14 protein-coding genes and 1 tRNA gene are annotated in these 16779 nt (G+C 62.5%); 7 read left to right on the plus strand and 8 right to left on the minus strand.

Annotated features, from left to right (window positions below; all coding sequences use genetic code 11):
• Positions 1-101 precede the first annotated feature (101 nt).
• Positions 102-581, minus strand: a complete 480-nt coding sequence (locus B5526_RS12740; RefSeq protein WP_079538499.1) for an Lrp/AsnC family transcriptional regulator — start codon at positions 579-581, stop codon at positions 102-104.
• Positions 582-852: 271 nt separating this feature from the next.
• Between B5526_RS12740 and trxB the strand changes: the two genes are divergently transcribed.
• From trxB to dapA, 3 genes are all read left to right on the plus strand, one after another.
• Complete coding sequence (gene trxB, locus B5526_RS12745; protein ID WP_079538500.1) at positions 853-1818, plus strand: thioredoxin-disulfide reductase; 966 nt, start codon at positions 853-855, stop codon at positions 1816-1818.
• 2 nt (positions 1819-1820) lie between these two features.
• Entirely contained in the window at positions 1821-2744 is a 924-nt protein-coding gene (locus B5526_RS12750; protein ID WP_079544956.1) for a LysR family transcriptional regulator, read from the plus strand.
• A gap of 680 nt (positions 2745-3424) precedes the next feature.
• Entirely contained in the window at positions 3425-4402 is a 978-nt protein-coding gene (gene dapA / locus B5526_RS12755) for a 4-hydroxy-tetrahydrodipicolinate synthase (RefSeq protein WP_079538501.1), read from the plus strand.
• On the opposite strand, the gene B5526_RS12760 is transcribed toward dapA, so the two are convergent.
• Positions 4399-6804, minus strand: coding sequence for a heavy metal translocating P-type ATPase (locus B5526_RS12760; RefSeq protein ID WP_079538502.1), 2406 nt, complete (start codon positions 6802-6804; stop codon positions 4399-4401). The two genes, dapA and B5526_RS12760, sit on opposite strands and share 4 nt — an antisense overlap.
• Positions 6805-6857: 53 nt before the next feature.
• Here B5526_RS12760 and B5526_RS12765 point away from each other — a divergent pair, with 53 nt between their 5' ends.
• The 3 genes from B5526_RS12765 (at position 6858) to B5526_RS39440 (ending at position 7809) form a co-directional block, all read left to right on the plus strand.
• Positions 6858-7133, plus strand: coding sequence for a metal-sensitive transcriptional regulator (locus tag B5526_RS12765; protein ID WP_079538503.1), 276 nt, complete (start codon positions 6858-6860; stop codon positions 7131-7133).
• Positions 7134-7389: 256 nt separating this feature from the next.
• Positions 7390-7536, plus strand: coding sequence for a hypothetical protein (locus B5526_RS37665; RefSeq protein ID WP_154071287.1), 147 nt, complete (start codon positions 7390-7392; stop codon positions 7534-7536).
• Between the two features lie 138 nt (positions 7537-7674).
• Entirely contained in the window at positions 7675-7809 is a 135-nt protein-coding gene (locus B5526_RS39440) for a hypothetical protein (RefSeq protein ID WP_283807619.1), read from the plus strand.
• A 281-nt stretch (positions 7810-8090) separates the two neighbouring features.
• On the opposite strand, the gene B5526_RS12770 is transcribed toward B5526_RS39440, so the two are convergent.
• The 6 genes from B5526_RS12770 to B5526_RS12795 form a co-directional block, all read right to left on the minus strand.
• Positions 8091-8771: a ParA family protein gene (locus B5526_RS12770; protein ID WP_079538504.1), complete on the minus strand. Its 681-nt coding sequence runs from the start codon at positions 8769-8771 to the stop codon at positions 8091-8093.
• Positions 8772-9210: 439 nt separating this feature from the next.
• Positions 9211-9564, minus strand: a complete 354-nt coding sequence (locus B5526_RS12775) for a hypothetical protein (protein WP_079538505.1) — start codon at positions 9562-9564, stop codon at positions 9211-9213.
• A 736-nt stretch (positions 9565-10300) separates the two neighbouring features.
• Positions 10301-10732: a hypothetical protein gene (locus B5526_RS12780; protein ID WP_244562282.1), complete on the minus strand. Its 432-nt coding sequence runs from the start codon at positions 10730-10732 to the stop codon at positions 10301-10303.
• A 628-nt stretch (positions 10733-11360) separates the two neighbouring features.
• Positions 11361-11437, minus strand: a tRNA-His gene (locus B5526_RS12785).
• 314 nt (positions 11438-11751) lie between these two features.
• Positions 11752-12186, minus strand: coding sequence for a phasin (locus B5526_RS12790; protein ID WP_079538507.1), 435 nt, complete (start codon positions 12184-12186; stop codon positions 11752-11754).
• Between the two features lie 311 nt (positions 12187-12497).
• Entirely contained in the window at positions 12498-12881 is a 384-nt protein-coding gene (locus B5526_RS12795) for a phasin (protein WP_079538508.1), read from the minus strand.
• 366 nt (positions 12882-13247) lie between these two features.
• On the opposite strand from B5526_RS12795, the gene B5526_RS12800 reads away from it, so the two are divergent.
• Positions 13248-16772: a PAS domain-containing protein gene (locus B5526_RS12800; protein WP_079538509.1), complete on the plus strand. Its 3525-nt coding sequence runs from the start codon at positions 13248-13250 to the stop codon at positions 16770-16772.
• Positions 16773-16779: the final 7 nt, after the last annotated feature.

Genomic DNA, 16779 nt, shown 5'->3' on the forward strand with positions numbered 1-16779 from the left:
GCGGCGAGTCCGAATGTGCGGCCATCCTTCGAGACGCTTGCGGAGTTTGTCATCGGGCCGCGCTTCGCGCGGACCCGGTGGCAAGCTCCTCAGGATGAGGTCTACCCCGGCACTTTCACTTCAAGCGGTACCGCGGCCTCGTATTTCGAGTTGTGCAGCACCAGCGATGTCCTGACGTTGCGGACATGGGGCGCGGCCGTCAGATGGGTGACAAAATCCTGGAACGTCGCCATGTCGGGCGCCACGCATTTGAGGATGAAGTCGACCTCGCCCGAGAGCATCCAGCATTCCCGCACCAAGGGCTCGGCGCGCACGAATTCCTCGAACGCGCGCAGATCCGCTTCCGCCTGGCTCGACAGATGCACGGAGGCGAACACCGTGACGTCGAAACCGAGTCGGCGCGGATCCAAAAGTCCGCGATAGCCCTGAATGTAGCCGGCTTCCTCCAGCGTTCGCACCCGGCGCAGGCAGGGCGGCGGCGAAATACCGACGCGTTTGGCCAGCTCCACATTGGTGATTCGGCCGTCGGCCTGGATTTCGCTGAGGATTTTGAGGTCGATCTCGTCAAGATTCTTCGACACGCGGTTCCAGGTCCTTAAACTGTCGGGGCTTCTTCCGGGAATATCGGCAACACTCATAGCGCAGCTGGCGCAGCTAGCGCAATTTTATTGCGCGTGCACCGCGTCATTTATCGCGCGTGAGGGGAAAATTCGCTGATATGGATTGCAATTCTTGCATAGCTTGCCAGATATCCTATCTTGGATTCGACACTTTCCGCGCCGCCGCGATGCCTTTCCGGGCGCATTCCGCTTAAGCGCTGGCCTAAATTCCCTTAAGAGAGGGATCGACCCTATGCCTGCTCCCATCCACGCCAAGGTCGTCATCATCGGTTCCGGCCCGGCCGGCTACACTGCGGCGATCTATGCCGCGCGGGCGATGCTTGAGCCGGTGCTGATCCAGGGCATCCAGCCCGGCGGCCAGATGACCATCACCACCGACGTGGAAAACTATCCCGGCTTTGCGGATGTCATCCAGGGTCCGTGGCTGATGGAGCAGATGGAGAAGCAGGCCGCCCATGTCGGCACCAAGATCGTCACCGATCTCGTGACCAAGCTCGAGCTCGCGCGGCGGCCGTTCCGCCTGACCTGTGACAGCGGCGACGTCTATCTCGCGGAAGTGGTGATCCTCGCCACCGGCGCGCAGGCGCGCTGGCTCGGCACGCCGTCGGAAGAAAAATTCAAGGGTTTTGGCGTATCGGCCTGCGCGACCTGCGACGGGTTTTTCTATCGCGGCAAGGAAGTCATCGTGGTCGGCGGCGGCAACACCGCGGTGGAGGAAGCGCTGTTCCTCACCAACTTTGCTTCGCAAGTGACCATCGTGCATCGCCGCGATCATTTCCGCGCCGAGCGCATCCTGCAGGAACGGCTGTTCAAGCATCCCAAGATCAAGGTGGTGTGGGATAGCGCGATCGACGAAATCCGCGGCAGCGAAAATCCTGCCAAGGTTACCCATGTCCGCCTGAAGAATGTCAAAACCGGCGCGCTGAAAGAGCTGCCGGCGGACGGCGTCTTCATCGCGATCGGGCATGCGCCGGCGACCGAGCTGGTGCTCGGCCAGGTGAAATTGAAACCATCGGGATATGTCGAGGTGGCGCCGAATTCGACCGCGACGTCAGTCGCAGGCCTGTTCGCCGCCGGCGACGTCGCCGACGAAACCTACCGGCAGGCGGTCACGGCGGCGGGCCTTGGCTGCATGGCCGCACTTGAGGCCGAACGATTTCTCGCCCTTCGCGCCAGCGAACGCGCGGCGGCGGAATGATCATGGCTCGAACCCGCGACGGATTTACGGATATGGATTGGGATAAGCTGAAGGTGTTTCACGCAGCGGCGGAAGCGGGGAGCTTCACGCATGCCGGCGAGCAGCTTGGGCTGTCGCAGTCTGCGGTCTCAAGGCAGGTCAGCGCGCTGGAGCAGGAACTGTCGGTGTCGCTGTTTCACCGCCATGCCCGCGGCCTCATTCTCACCGAACAGGGCGATTTGTTGTTCCGCACCGCGCATGACGTCTTCATGCAATTGCAGGCGGCGCGTGCCAAACTGACCGACAGCCGCGAGCGGCCGAGCGGCGACCTCAAGATCACGACGCCGCCGGCGCTCGGCATCAACTGGCTGATTCCGCGGCTGCATGAATTCACCGCGCTCTATCCGGAGATCCGGATTTCGATGATCGTCACCGACGAGGAACTGGATCTCTCGATGCGCGAGGCGGATGTCGCGATCCGCACCCGCAAGCCGACCCAGCCCGATTTGATCCAGCGCAAGCTGTTCTCGATCGGCTTCCACGCCTATTGCTCGCCGGAATACATCAAGCGCTTCGGTACGCCGCGCACCCTCGACGACCTCGATTCCCATCGCATCATCATGCTGAGCGATTCCCAGGTTCCGGCGCATTTGGCGAACCGCAGCTGGCTGATCGATGCCGGCCGCAACGGCTCCGGTCCGCGCGAGGCCTATTTCAAGGTCAACAACATCTTAGGGTTGGTGCGCGCATGCCAGCAGGGGCTCGGGATCGCGGCGCTGCCGGACTATCTGGTCGAGGAAAACAACCGCCTGGTGCAGCTGTTCGGCGAGACGGACTCGATCCAGGTCGACACCTATTTCGTCTATCCCGAAGAGTTGAAGACGGTGGCACGGGTGCAGGTGTTCCGCGACTTCGTCGTCAGCAAGGCGCAGCGCTGGCCGTCGTAGCGGTTTGTCGCTGCTTCGCGCGTTTAAAGATTATCCGAATGTCGTTTGCAGGCCGCTCTGGAGAATGTCTCAACCAAAAACCGTGCGAATCTTAGATTCATGTTCTTTCGAATCAAAGGTAAGCAAAAGCGTTACAGCGCGCTTGTCGACGTCTGACGACAACAGCCCCCGGTCTCCGCATGACTGACATGCGGCTTGGACGGTTGCTGCAAGGCTCTAACGGGGACCATAATGTTTTCACGCTGAGCAGTCGCGTTGCGCATTTGTCCCCCTCCTCCAGTGGCGCGAAAGTTCAGTAATCCCTCTTGGAAGGTGATTGTGTCGGCCTCACGTGGCCAATACCTTAAGCCGGGCTTTTACGAGCCCGGCTTTTTTTCGTCTGGAACTGTTGCTCAGCAAATAGCCGCCCGAAAACCGTCGGATCGCGCTAACTCGCGGCGGTTGCATGCATCCGGCTGCACCTATTCCGCCTGTTGACAGCGCTAGTGCCGCCGATCATCATCCTCTGATGATCACGAATTCGTGCACTGCAGCGTCGTCGAAAAAAGCGCCCCTTCCGGGGACCGCAGATCGACGCGCGCGATAGACCTCTCGCCCTCGCCCGATCCGCAAAACCCCGCCGTCTGGACGGGGTTTTTTAGTGTCCCGTCTCCGGCTCAACTTTCCAAGGAGATGGACAAATGACCGACCCAATATCTTCCGACCTTCGAGCTTCCGACCTTCGATCTTGCCTACATGGCTTGTGGCTGCCGCTGATTGCGCCGTTTCGAGAAGGTGCGCTCGATGAGGCCTCGCTGCGGCGGCTGGTGCGGCACTACACGGCCCTGCCCGTCAACGGGCTGATCCTTGCCGCCACCACCGGCGAGGGTCTGACACTCACACCGAAAGAAACCCAACGGTTGGTGTTCGCGGTCCGGGACGAGGCGGGAGCCCGACCTCTTCCGGTTTGCCTTGGCCTGTCCGGCAGCAACACCGCTGCGCTGTTGGATACGCTGGAGACGACCGCGGCATGGCCGATCGACGGATATTTGATTTCCTGCCCGTATTATTCGCGGCCGTCGCAGCGCGGCCTGGAGCTGCATTTTGGCGCGCTGGCCGATCGCGCCGCGCATCCGCTTGCGCTCTACAACATTCCCTACCGGACCGGCGTCAATCTCGGCAATGAGGCAATGCTGCGCCTCGCCATGCATCCGAACATCGTCGGGTTGAAGGATTGTTCAGCAGACCGCAATCAATCGCTCGATCTGTTGCGCCGGCGCCCAAATGATTTTTCCGTGCTCACCGGCGAGGATGCCCAATACCATGAGGCGCTGACCGACGGCGCCGATGGCGCTATCCTGGCCTCCGCCCATGTCGAAACCGAAGCGTTTGCGAGGTTGCAAAGCTTGATGGCCGCGGGCGAGCGCGATGCCGCGTTGGCATGTTGGCAATCGGTTGCCGATCTCACCAGGTTGCTATTTTCCGAGCCGAGCCCGGCGCCGATCAAGTATTGGCTGTGGCGCACCGGATTGATCGACAGCGCGGAGGTAAGGCTTCCGATGACCGAAGTGAGCGCGGAGTTGGCGACGCGGATCGATCGGGAGATCGAGCGGCGCTCACCCCACCCCTCTCCCCGCGAAGAGCGGGGAGAGGGAGAAGCGGCGATCACCGCCCTCTAATCCAATTTCGTCCTTGCCAACCTTAGCGCGTTGCCGATCACGCTGACCGAGGACAGCGCCATCGCGGCGGCGCCGACCATCGGCGACAACAGGATGCCGAACACCGGATAGAGCACGCCGGCGGCGATCGGCACGCCGGCGGAATTGTAGACAAACGCGAACGCCAGGTTCTGGCGGATGTTGCGCATGGTCGCGACCGACAATCGCCTCGCCCGCACCAATCCCAAGAGGTCACCGGTCAGAAGCGTGACGCCCGCGCTTTCGATCGCAACATCGGTGCCGCCGCCCATGGCGATACCGACATCGGCCGCGGCCAAAGCCGGCGCGTCATTGACGCCGTCGCCGACCATGGCGACGCGGCGGCCTTGGTTGCGCAGCCGCTGCACCACCTCGCTCTTGCGTTCCGGCAGCACACCCGCCTCGATTTCCTCGATGCCAAGCTGGGACGCCACCGCACGCGCGGTCGTAACATTGTCGCCGGTCAGCATGACGATGCGCAAGCCGTCGCCGCGCAGCTTTTGCAGCGCCGCTTGTGCCGATGGCTTTATCGGATCGGCGATGGCGATGACCCCGGCGGCACGGCCGTCGATCGCGACATAGATCGCGGTGGCGCCGTTTCTGCGTGCAGTTTCTGCGGGCGCGTCGAGATCATGCGTGGCGATGTCTTGCTCGCTCATCAGCGTCGCATTGCCGAGCGCGATGCGGCGGCCGTCGACCGTCCCGGTTGCACCCTTGCCGGAGGGCGAAAGGAAATCGCTGACCTCGCCGAGTTTTTGACCGCGCGCCTTTGCCGCGTTCAGGATGGCCAGCGCCAGCGGATGCTCGCTGCCGCGTTCGACGCTGGCGGCAAGCCGCAGCAATTCGCTCTCCTCAAACCCGTCGGCAGTGACGATCGACACGACTTTGGGCTTGCCTTCGGTGAGCGTGCCGGTCTTGTCGAGCACGATGGTGTCGATGCGCTCGAATCGCTCCAGCGCCTCGGCGTCGCGGATCAGGATTCCCGAATGCGCGCCGCGGCCGACGCCGACCATGATCGACATCGGGGTGGCAAGTCCGAGCGCGCAGGGACAGGCGATTATCAAAACCGTAACGGCTGCGACCAGGCCGAAGGTGAAGCGCGGCTCCGGCCCGAACAGCATCCAGGCCGCGAACGCCAGGAGCGCCGCAGCGATCACCGCCGGCACGAACCAGCCGGCAACCTGATCGGCGAGCCGCTGGACCGGCGCGCGCGAGCGCTGTGCGCGGGCCACCATATCGACGATCCGCGCCAGCATGGTGTCGCGGCCGACTTTTTCCGCTGATAGCACGAGCCCGCCGCTCTGGTTGACGGTGCCGCCGATCACGCGCGCGCCTTCCACCTTCGACACCGGCATCGATTCGCCGGTCACCATGGATTCATCGACCGCCGAGCGGCCTTCGGTGACGATGCCGTCGACCGGGATTTTTTCGCCGGGACGCACCCGCAACAAATCGCCGACTTTGATGGCGTCGATCGCGACGTCCTCGTCGCCATGATCGGTGATCCGCCGCGCGGTTTTGGGCGCTAACCCCAGCAGTGCGCGGATCGCGCCTGAGGTGCGCGCGCGCGCCTGCAATTCCAGCACTTGCCCGAGCAATACCAGAACCGTGATGACGGCGGCGGCCTCGAAATACACCGCGACCATGCCGTGCATGTCGCGGAAGGCGGGCGGAAAGAGTTGCGGCGCCAGCGTGCCGACCACGCTGTAGAGCCAGGCGACGCCGGTGCCCATCGCGATCAGCGTGAACATGTTGAGATTGCGCGTGATCAGCGAGCGCCAGCCGCGGACGAAGAACGGCGCACCCGCCCACAGCACCACCGGCGTCGAGAGCACAAGCGAAATCCAGTTCGACCACCTCACTGGCGCCAGATGCATCAGGCCGATATGGCTGCCCATCTCGATCGCAAACACCGGAAGCGTCAACGCCAGCGCGATCCAGAATCGCCTGGTCATGTCGATCAGTTCAGGATCGGGCTTGTCGTCGAGCGAAATTTGTTCGGGCTCGAGCGCCATGCCGCAGATCGGGCAAGCGCCCGGGCCGACCTGACGCACCTCGGGATGCATCGGACAGGTGTAGATGGTGCCGGCCGGGGCCGCCGGCTCCGGCTCGCTCGGCTGCAGGAATTTTTCGGGTTCGGCCTCAAAACGCTCGCGGCAGCGCGCGGAGCAGAAGAAAAAGTCCTGGCCCTTGTAAGCAAAACGGTGCTTTGCGGTATCAGGGTTGACGCTCATGCCGCAAACCGGATCGATCGCGACCGGCGTGCCGGCGGCTTTGTCAGCATCGCCGTGTTTGCCGCCGCAGCAGGATTTTGCCTGCGCCTGGCCATGATGATGGCCGGCGTGAGCTAAGCCATGTGCGTTATCTTCATCGAGCTGCGCCATCAAACTTCTCCCGGCACCTTGAACAATATACCCTAGGGGGGTATATGAGGCTCATGCGCACCGAGATCAAGACCTCCTGCCTCAAACGGCTGAAACGAATCGAAGGCCAGATCCGCGGCCTCGCCGGGATGGTCGAGGATGACCGCTATTGCATCGACGTGGTGACGCAGATCGCGGCCGCGAAAGCAGCGCTGCGCCGGGTCGAGGAGGAAATCCTGCGCGACCATGTCGCCCATTGCGTCGAGCACGCGATCTCTTCGGGCGACAAGGCCGACCAGCGCCGCAAGATCGCCGAATTGATGGACGTGGTCGGCCGCGCCGACCGCTAGTGCGCCGGATCGGAGCGCGCATCCGGGCCGCATGGTTCGAGACGCGCGGCATTGCCGCGCTCCTCACCATGAGGGGATAGAGGACCTCATCCTGAGGAGGCCGCAACGCGGCCGTCTCGAAGGATGAAGCCCCGCGCTAACCCGCTGGTTAACGCACGGTGTCGCCACCCGCTCAAATCCGAGCGATGCAGCGTCCGCGGCTTTAAAATTTGAAGTCTATTGAAATCCCCTCGAACCAAAAACCCGGGGGGAAGCAATGACCGATCACACCGCGCAAACCGCCGAATTTGTCAATTCCGAGCGATCCCAGGGCATGCAGGATGTTCTGCTGGTGTCGACCTTCGGCCTGTGGGTCGGGCTGCTCGGCCTGATGCCGGTCGTGGCGCTGCGGCTGTTTGCCTGACGCCGACACGACGGACGAGATGCTGCCGTGGTTAATCGGCGGTAGCACCTGTGGTCAAATGCAAGCGAAATCACGACCGGGATTTTAAAATTCCGCGCGTATCAAGGTCCCCGACAAAACAAACAACGCGGGGGCGTCGTGAATACCACGGAAAATCCGGTTCCTGAACAACAGGGCTTTAGGACCGAGGACATCCTCTGGGCGCTCGGCATCTGGTCGGTGATCCTGAGCCTGTCGCCGGTGATTGTCTTTTACGTGCTGATGGTCGCGTAATTCGCGAACCGACTCCACCGCCCGCTCCGTCATTGCCTGCGACAAACGCGAAGCGTTTGCGCAAGGGAGCACTTGCGACGAAGCAATCCATGCCCCCTAAAAGGAGGAATGGATTGCTTCGTCGCTTGCGCTCCTCGCAATGACGGTGGGACATTATTCCACGCAAGCAACATCAACCCTGCGTAACGGCGAAACCGTTACGCAGGGTTGATGTTTTTAGAACAACAGAAAAACGCGCGGGCCCCCGCGCGTTCTTTGCCGGCCCTTGCAGTTCGGCGAGACTACGCCGCCTGCTTGTGCATCGCGCCGCTCGCCGGCGCATTGCCACGGATCGCCTTCACCGAGCGTTCGATCGCGGCCCATAACCGGCCGATCTCGGCCGCCGCACGGCCTTCCGCATAATATTCGCGCGCGCCTTCGCCATGGCTGAGCGCCATCAAAAGGTCGGCACGGTTGGTGATCTGGCCGCCCCATACCGGCGCCCGGAATTTTGTCAGCGATTCACGCGCGATGGTGACGATCGGGCTCTCGACGTCGTCGCGGCGCGCCGGAGCGCCGTTGAGCACAACCGCATAGGGCTTTCGCGCGGCGCGGCAGGTTTGGATGGTTTCCTGTACCGCGTTGACGTCGAAGACCCCCGGCCGTGCCGGAATGATCACCATGGTGGCGTTCTTGATGGAATCCTCCACCACCGCCGACATATTCGGCGGCGTATCGATGAATACCCATTCAATTCCGTCGCGCTTGGCGGCAGCAATAATCCCGCCGACCGAAGTAACGGCGGTTTTGATCGCCGGTTCGTTGGTGCCGCGCAGCTTGTGCCAGAGCGTCAACGATCCCTGCGGATCGGCGTCGATCAATAGACACGGTTTGGTTGCTTTATGGACATGGGCAGCGAGATGGGCAGCCAGAGTACTTTTTCCCGAGCCACCTTTACGCGATGCGAAAACAATGACGTTCATTACGTTGGCCTCCAGATTGACCCCAGAAGCTGAAAATGAATCAGCGCGCTGATTCGTGAAAGAAAAATTTACTGAAATTACAACGTAGCCCCTGATTAATCAGCGGCGTTGGCTTTTGAGTCACACCGTGCGTTGCAGCAGAGCGAAAAAAACCCGAAAATCGATTCGAAAAACGCGCTTGAACGAGCGATCGCGCGATTTTTTTGCGTGCTGACACCCGTTTGGTGCGCGCTCTACCTATCCGTGCATCCGCGTTTTCGACTCTTTTGCGGAAACGAAAGCCATTTTGTCGAACAAAACGAGTCCGGATCGCGGCGAAGTGTGCCCGTAAAGCAGGCAGGCTCGTCATTTCCCGGCGCGCGCGGGCGCGAAGGGCGCAATCTCGCCGACGATCATCGCCGGACTCCATGGATGAAGCGCAGAGCGGCTTGCGCCGCGATCAGGTCGCGGCCGGCTTCGGCTTCTTGGTCTTGCGCGATTTCGCGCTGACGGGTTTGTGCGACGAGGCCGGCTTGATGGTGAGCGGCCGGCCGGCGGTGACCGGCGTGACCTCGGGGTCGGGCCTGAAGAACGCGCGGCAGCCCGGCGAGAGCTGCGCCTTGTTACGAATCATGCAGACCGTGACGCGGTCGACATCCGGAATATCTGAACCGCAAAGGCGAAACGCGTCGCCGGTGCACGCCTGCTCCTGTTCGGGCGTGTAGGCCCGGCTCGCCGCGGGCCACAGCGAAACCGCGAACAAAGTTGCGAACATCCAGCCGCACTGGATCTTCCTGGACCGGACTGCAGACATGAATCCCCCCCCAAGCGCTTAGGTGCGGATTGTGGGTGAATGAGGTTGGGTTGGCAAGGACAGGGAGCGTCCGGGTTGAGAGGGCCAGTGGACAGCACCCTGCCCGCTTCGGCTTCGACTACGCGCGATGTGAATTGATGCGTGGTACAGTTGGGTGGGAACTGCCGCTTAAGCGACTAAGCCTTGATAAACCTAACGAATTTGACCTACGCGTCATCGTGGAGGACATTCGGCGTTCGGGCATTACAAGCGTGAGAGGGATTGCCGATGAGTTGCACGCGCGGGGCATTCGGGCACCTCGTGGGGATACGTGGCATCCAACCGCCGTCGCACGCCTGCTGAACAGACTTCAGGGCATTCAATCCACAAGTACCCACGTGTAACCCAAAGGCCACCCGCAATGGTCGCTGTCTCAGTTCTATTGTCATTCATCGGAGTCGTCGCATTCGAATGCGAAGTGGCTGCGCTTGTGTTCATGGGCTTGGCGGTAGGGGTCGCGCGGTTTCTCGCATAGACGTGGGGCATGAGAGAACTTGTGGGATCACATGGGGACACGGCGCGAAATGAGCCTCCTTTTTCGTAGGAACTCTATTTTTGGCGATCAATGGATCGCGATTTCAAAGTTTCCAGTAAAGCCTGCGGCTGCTGCTCGGCTGCACGCGACCGTGTCTCGCTTGGCAGATGTACGCTTTCGCCCCCACGCGCGGAACCAAGTTCCTAGTGGGCCGGACTTAGATCAGGCCGTGGCCGGAGCGCCGATCCTTTCCTTCAATTCGGTGCAGGTCTTGCGGACCTCCGCCGTCATCTGCGAGCAGTCCTCAATCTGAACGAAGATGCGCTTGGCCTCCTCGCGGTAGCGCATTGCGGTTTCCTTCATCTCCTGGGTCACGGCGAGCGCATCGCGGGTCATCGCCTCGCATTGCTTGACTCGCTCGATCAGCTCCGCGCCCATCGCCTCGATGTCTTTCGCCGCAGCTTCGTATTCGCGGACAATGGCTTCCGCCGTCAGCTTGCCGATCTCCGTGGCCCCCTCGCGATGCTCGACATAATCCGGCATCGACGGGGTCGGCGCACCCACCCTTGGCGGCGCGAAATTGACAGGATGCGGCTCGTGGACTGGCGGCCTGTTTCGAAACTCTGCCTCGATTTCGCGCTCTAGATCAATCACGCTCGAGACTCGTCCTACTGTTGATTGCACCATCACTAATACTCCCTTGGTTAAAAAGTGAGTCCTCGTAATTGAGCTTAATCAGACTCCGCTTCTTCGGACGCTGCGCGCCGCGCTCTTGCGAAGAGAGAAGATAATATCGCTAAAGTTCCCCTAGTTCTACTGTGGGCGATTGCAGTCTGGTGACGACTGTTCACCAAACGTTCCATCAATGAATTAGGCATTACGTTATACAACTTGGGATACGGGGCACCGGATTTACAAAAGGTTCCTGTACTCTCTTGGGGCGCTCGCGAAGCCCACGTGTGACCACCTCCGTTGAGGTGAGCACGTAGCTTCTCAATGCGAGTTTCAATCTCGGCCAACCACTCGCCGAGCTTCGCCTTCGCGACCGCTTTGAGAACTCGCCCCCGAGCGTGAACCGCTCCTCCTGCCGCATCTTGTACAAACTTCGCGTACTCGTCACGAACGTCCTTGGGGATAGCCTTACGTGCGATGTACCCGCCAGATTTACTTCGATTAAGCCCGACCATTCTCAGCGCCATTTGGTGCGCCTTTTGTAGTCGAGGCGCACGAAATGACGTGCTGTATCAGCAACTTGATGGAACTGCTGCAAAATTTTTGTGCGTGGTACAGTTGGGTGGGCTCGAACCACCGACCTCCTGTTCCACAGACAGGCGCTCTAACCAACTGAGCTACAACTGCATCCTTGGTGGGGCCCCAAAAAGGGGCCGCCGAACGGGGCGGAAACTAGGTGCAACGCCCGCCTTTGGCAAGGCCAAGACACCCCGTTGTGGTCGTTCGGGAGAGCAACAAAGTTCACAGGCGGGTCGTCCCTGCGAAAGCAGGGACTCATAACCACCGGCGTTAATTGCTGCAAAGGCAACTCACCCCATCGCCTTACCGATAGGCCGCGGCGTATGGGTCCCCGCTTTCGCGGGACGACACCATTTTTCGAACGCGGCGAAAAACAAAAGCCCGGGCCGACGCCCGGGCTTCGTTCAAAACTGCTGAATCGCTCAGGCGGCCGGCTTGAACAGCTTCGAGGCGCTGGCCTTGATCGGCTCGGCGGTCTCGGTCGCCACCTTCTGGCTCAATTCGGCAAGCTCCTTGGCCTGCGCGGCGAGGGTCTCGTACTGCTTTTTGGCGTGCGAAGTCCACAGCTCCAGCGCTTCGGAGGGCGATTTGACGGCGAGCAGTTCCTGCGCGAAGTCGAGCGAAGCGGTGGTGTTGGCCTTCATCATCTCCATCAGCTTGGCGGAATATTCGCTAAAACCCTTGCTGGCGGTCGTGAACACGGCCTCGATGGTGCCGTTGTGGGTCTCGGCGGCATCCTTGAACTTGGCGTAGCTGTCGCGCGCCTGCGAAACGCCCTTCTCGGCGAACGCACGCATCTGCTCGGGAACCTCGAACGGAATAACCGAGGAGGAGAAGGGATCGGTGGGATTTGCCATGGAATGAAACCTTCGAAACGGGGTGAGACGGATGTGACCCCTTGCGCGCGCGCGAGCCAATAGGCCGCGAGAACGTCGACTTGGATCACGCAGTGGGAATGCCCATCGTAGGGCAGCCACACTCAGCGCCCAGATAATGTCAATTTTGTGCAACGCAATGAAAGATGCCGTAATTTTAGGTGCGATGCCGCATTTCTGCTCAAATCCGGGGCATTTGCCCCGACCCTCTTGGCGTCGCCGGAGCGAGGGTCGGGGCCGCCTAAAATATTGTCAGGTCCTTGGTTTTTCAGGTCCCGGCGTTTCAGGTTCTGTCAGATCTTGGGCTTGGCCGCTTCCATCGCCGCCTTGCTGACAATTTGGCCCATCTCGCTGGCCTGCTCCGCCAGCGAGCGCATCTGCGATTGCACATATTCGCTGTGCAACCGCATCACCTCGGACAGGTCCTTGGCGTGCAGCAAGTTTTCGGCGAAGTCCAACGACGCCTGCACGTTCTTTTCGGCGTAGGAAATCGCCTTGGCGCTGACGTCCTTGGCGCCGGCGCGAACGGTCGCTCCGCGTTCCTCGATCGAGCCCGCGGTCTGCTGCACGCTGGTGACGAATTTCTCGAAGGCCTTACGGGCCTGATCGACGCTCGCCTCGGCGATCGATCGCATTTCCTTTGGAATCTCGAAACGGTCACGGCCTTCTTCGCTCATGGTCCCAACTCCTGTTTTGGCATTCGCATGTGCGAGGCCATCCACGGCCCCGCTGCCCGGTTCGCGCACCTCAAACCTATCGACAAAAAGACCCCGCCGGTATGACGCGGCGCCCATCGGGGCCCTATCGTGGACTTCTGACTGCGGTTTGCAAGATTGCAACGCGACCACAGCTGCGAAGGTTCAGCCCAATTTCGCGATCGCCGGCGAATTAACGTTATCGCGGCTTTCGATAATTCCGTCGCTGTCAAGCCGTGGACCTGCTCTCGCACCCGGGCAATACTCCGTCCATTAAGGCTGGCATGGTTTGGCAGCCGAACCCTCTCGCCATGCTTTGAGCTAAAGCCAGCCGGTCACATAGCTGCGATGAACAACGCGGAATTCCAGTTGCGAGGCGTCGGCGATCCGCGACTGGCCCTGCATGCAACGAGTGCGCTGCCGGCTTGGCTGTGGTCGACCGACGGCAGGCGGATTCTCTGGGCCAATCCGGTCGGCGCCAAGTTGTTCGGCGCCGCCAACGCCGCGAGCCTTGCCAAAAAGATGTTTGGGCCCGCCGATGCGCATCGCCGCCAGGTGGCGCGGCTCGCAAGCCGGCTGAGCCCGACCGGCGCGATGCGGCTGGAGCGGCTGCGCGGCTTCGGCTCGCCGCTCGGCCAGCTCGTCACCTGCGGCTGCGTGCGGCTCGATTTTGCCGACGGCAGCCACGGCATTCTGATCACGGCCGCCGAGCCGGTCGGCCGCGCGATGCCGCTGCTCGAACGACTGCAGCGCCTGGTCGAAGGCATCGACACGCCGATCGCGGCGTTTGCGCGCGACGGCATGTTCGTCGGCGCCAGCGACGCCGCGCGCACGCTGCTCGGTTTTCGCAATCTGTCGGAGGCGGGCCTGGACGCGGCGCGCAGCGATGCGCTGGCGCAGGGGCGCGTCGAGACGCCGTTCGGCATCGGTCACCTGATTCTGCAACGCGTCGGCACCGGCGCCGATGTGGGCCTGGTCGCTTTGATTGCGCCGGTAATTGTGTGTGCTCCGGCTGAGGAAGCCGCACCCGCATCGGGCGAAGCGGCCGAAATCGCGCCGGCGCCCGAGCCGGCCGCGCCCGCGGCGGATCCGGCGATAGCAGATTATGAGCAGCCAGCGATATCGGGCGAAGCGCCGGCCGAGTTTGCCTTGATCGACGAATTCGCCGATCCGCCGGAAGAGGCGGCCACCGAGCCCGCCGTCGCCAATGAGCACGCCGTCGCCAATGAGCCCGCTGTCGCCGATGGGCCCGCCGAACCCGACCTGCAGACGGTGTTGCAGCTCGACATCCCCCACGTCGAAGCGCCACGCGCCGAACCAACGCAGGCGACAACCGCGCCCACTGATAAAACCGATCGGCACGAACCGTCGCCCTTTGTCGAAGCGGTTGCCGATGAGCCGTCGCCGCCACCTTCGCCCGCCGAAGGGTCCGCGCCGCAGCAGGCCGAAGAGTCCGCGCCGCCGGCGATCGACGCACCGGCTCAATCATTGGCGCCGCCGCCGGTCTGGACGCTGTCATGGCTCGACGACCATGGGCCGAATCCGCGCCGGCACCCGCTGCGCTTCATGTGGCAGATGGACGCCGAGGGGCGCTTCTCGCTCGGCTCCGACGAATTCACCCGCCTGATCGGCGTGCGCACCCCCGCGGGCTTTGGCCGGCTCTGGAGCGAAATCGCAGACGTGTTCGGGCTCGATCCCGAGGGCCGCGTGCTCAAGGCGGTCGCCACCCGCGATACCTGGAGCGGCGTCACCCTGAACTGGCCGGTCGATGGCGGCGGCCGATTGCCGGTGGAATTGTCGGGGCTGCCGATCTACGATCGGGCGCGGAATTTTGCCGGCTATCGGGGGTTCGGGGTTTGCCGCGATCTCGACGGTCTGGCGCGGCTCGCAGCACTGCGCCGTTATGAACTGTTCTCTGATCCGCCTCCGCCCGGCCCCGCGCAAGTCGATGTGGCCAAAGGCCCGCCCGCCGCGGATCCGCCCGATCAGGGCGATATTGCATCCTCGAGTACGCCTGAAACGAGTACCCCTGATTCGCCTGCGTCGATTGCTTCAGAGATTTCACCACCAACCGATTTGGAAACGCCCGTGGAAACGCCCATCGAAGCAAAGAACGTCCTGCCGTTCCGGCCCCCCGGCGAGCAGAAATCGCCGGTGCTCACGCCGGTTGAGAACTCGGCCTTCAACGAACTGGCCCGCCAATTGGCGGCGCGGCTCGAGAGCGAAAACGGCGCGCCCGAGACGCCGGCTGAAACATCCGAGGTGCCCGAACCCGTCGTCGCGCCGCCGGAGCAACCGCCCGAGGCCGCGGAAAAACCCGGCTGGCTCGCGCATCCCGAACCGCCCGCGCGCGGCGAAGCGCGGCGCGACAAGATGCTGCTCGATTTGCTCCCGGTCGGCGTCTTGATCTACCGGCTCGACCGGCTGCTCTATGCCAACCCGGCGTTTCTGGCGCGGATCGGTTATCCGAACCTTCTTGCCCTGGAACAGGCCGGCGGTCTCGACGCGCTCTATGTCGAGCCCGGCGTTTCCTCCGCGAGCAGCACGTCAGACACCGGCACGCCCGTGACGATTTCTTCGGGCCAGGCGCCGCCGGAAACGGCGTCAGGAACCGAAGCGCGGCTTTATACGATTTCATGGGACGAAGATTCCGCGCTGGCGCTGATCTGCTTGGCCGCGGCCACCAAGACCGCCGAGATCGCCGAGATCGCCGCCGCGATGTCGCAGCCTTCGGCAGTACCCGAACCATCCCCGGTCGGCCACGCCAATGCCGAGGAGCTCGGCGCCATCCTCGACACCGCGGCCGAAGGCATCGTGATGTTCGACGCCGAGGGCAACCTCAACTCCTGCAACCGCAGCGCCGAAGCGCTGTTCGGCTATGACGGCGAGGAATTGGTGAAGCGCAATCTTTCCGATTTGTTCGCGCCGGAAAGCCAGCGCGTGGTCCGCGATTATCTCGAAAGCCTCAAAGGCTCGGGCGTTGCGAGCCTGCTCGAGCACGGCCGCGAGGTATTGGGCAAGGTGCGCGAGGGCGGCCTCATTCCGCTGTCGATGACGATGGGGCGGACCCGGCCCGATGGCCCGAATTTCTTCGCGGTGTTCCGCGATCTGTCGCAGGCCAAGAAAAGCGAGAGCGAATTGCGCGAGGCGCGGCGGCTCGCGGATCGCGCGGCCAACGCCAAGGCCGACATGCTGGCGCGGATCAGCCACGAGGTGCGCACGCCGCTCAACGCCATCATCGGCTTTGCCGAAGTGATGATCGGCGAGCGGTTCGGCGCGCTCGGCAACGAGCGCTATGTCGAATACATGAAGGACATCCGCGCCTCCGGCGAGCGGGTGATCGCCATCATCAACGATTTGCTCGATCTGTCGCGGATCGAGACCGGCAAGCTCGATCTTGCCTTCGCCAACCAGAACCTCAACGACCTCGTCGAGAGCTGCGTCGCTGTCATGCAGCCGCAGGCCAACCGCGAGCGCATCATCATCCGCACCTCGCTGGCGCATATGCTGCCGCCTGTGGTCGCCGACGCCCGCGCGCTGCGCCAGATCACGCTGAATCTGATTGGCAACTCGATCCATCTCGCCAACGCCGGCGGCCAGGTCATCGTCTCCACCGCGCTGTCGGATTTCGGCGACGTGATCCTGCGGGTCCGCGACACCGGCCAAGGGCTGAACGACAACGAGGTCGCCGCCGCGATGGAGCCGTTCCGCACCCGAGCCCCCTCCGACCAAGCCTCCGACAGCGCCGCCGTCAACCTTTCGCTGACGAAAGCGCTGGTCGAAGCCAACCGCGCGCAATTCCAGATCAAGACCGGGGCGCATTCCGGCACACTGGTCGAAGTGGTGTTTTCGCACGCGATGGCGCGGGCGTAATTCGCGG

Origin of the sequence: Bradyrhizobium lablabi, assembly GCF_900141755.1 — a bacterium.
In the GTDB taxonomy this organism is placed as follows: domain Bacteria; phylum Pseudomonadota; class Alphaproteobacteria; order Rhizobiales; family Xanthobacteraceae; genus Bradyrhizobium; species Bradyrhizobium lablabi_A.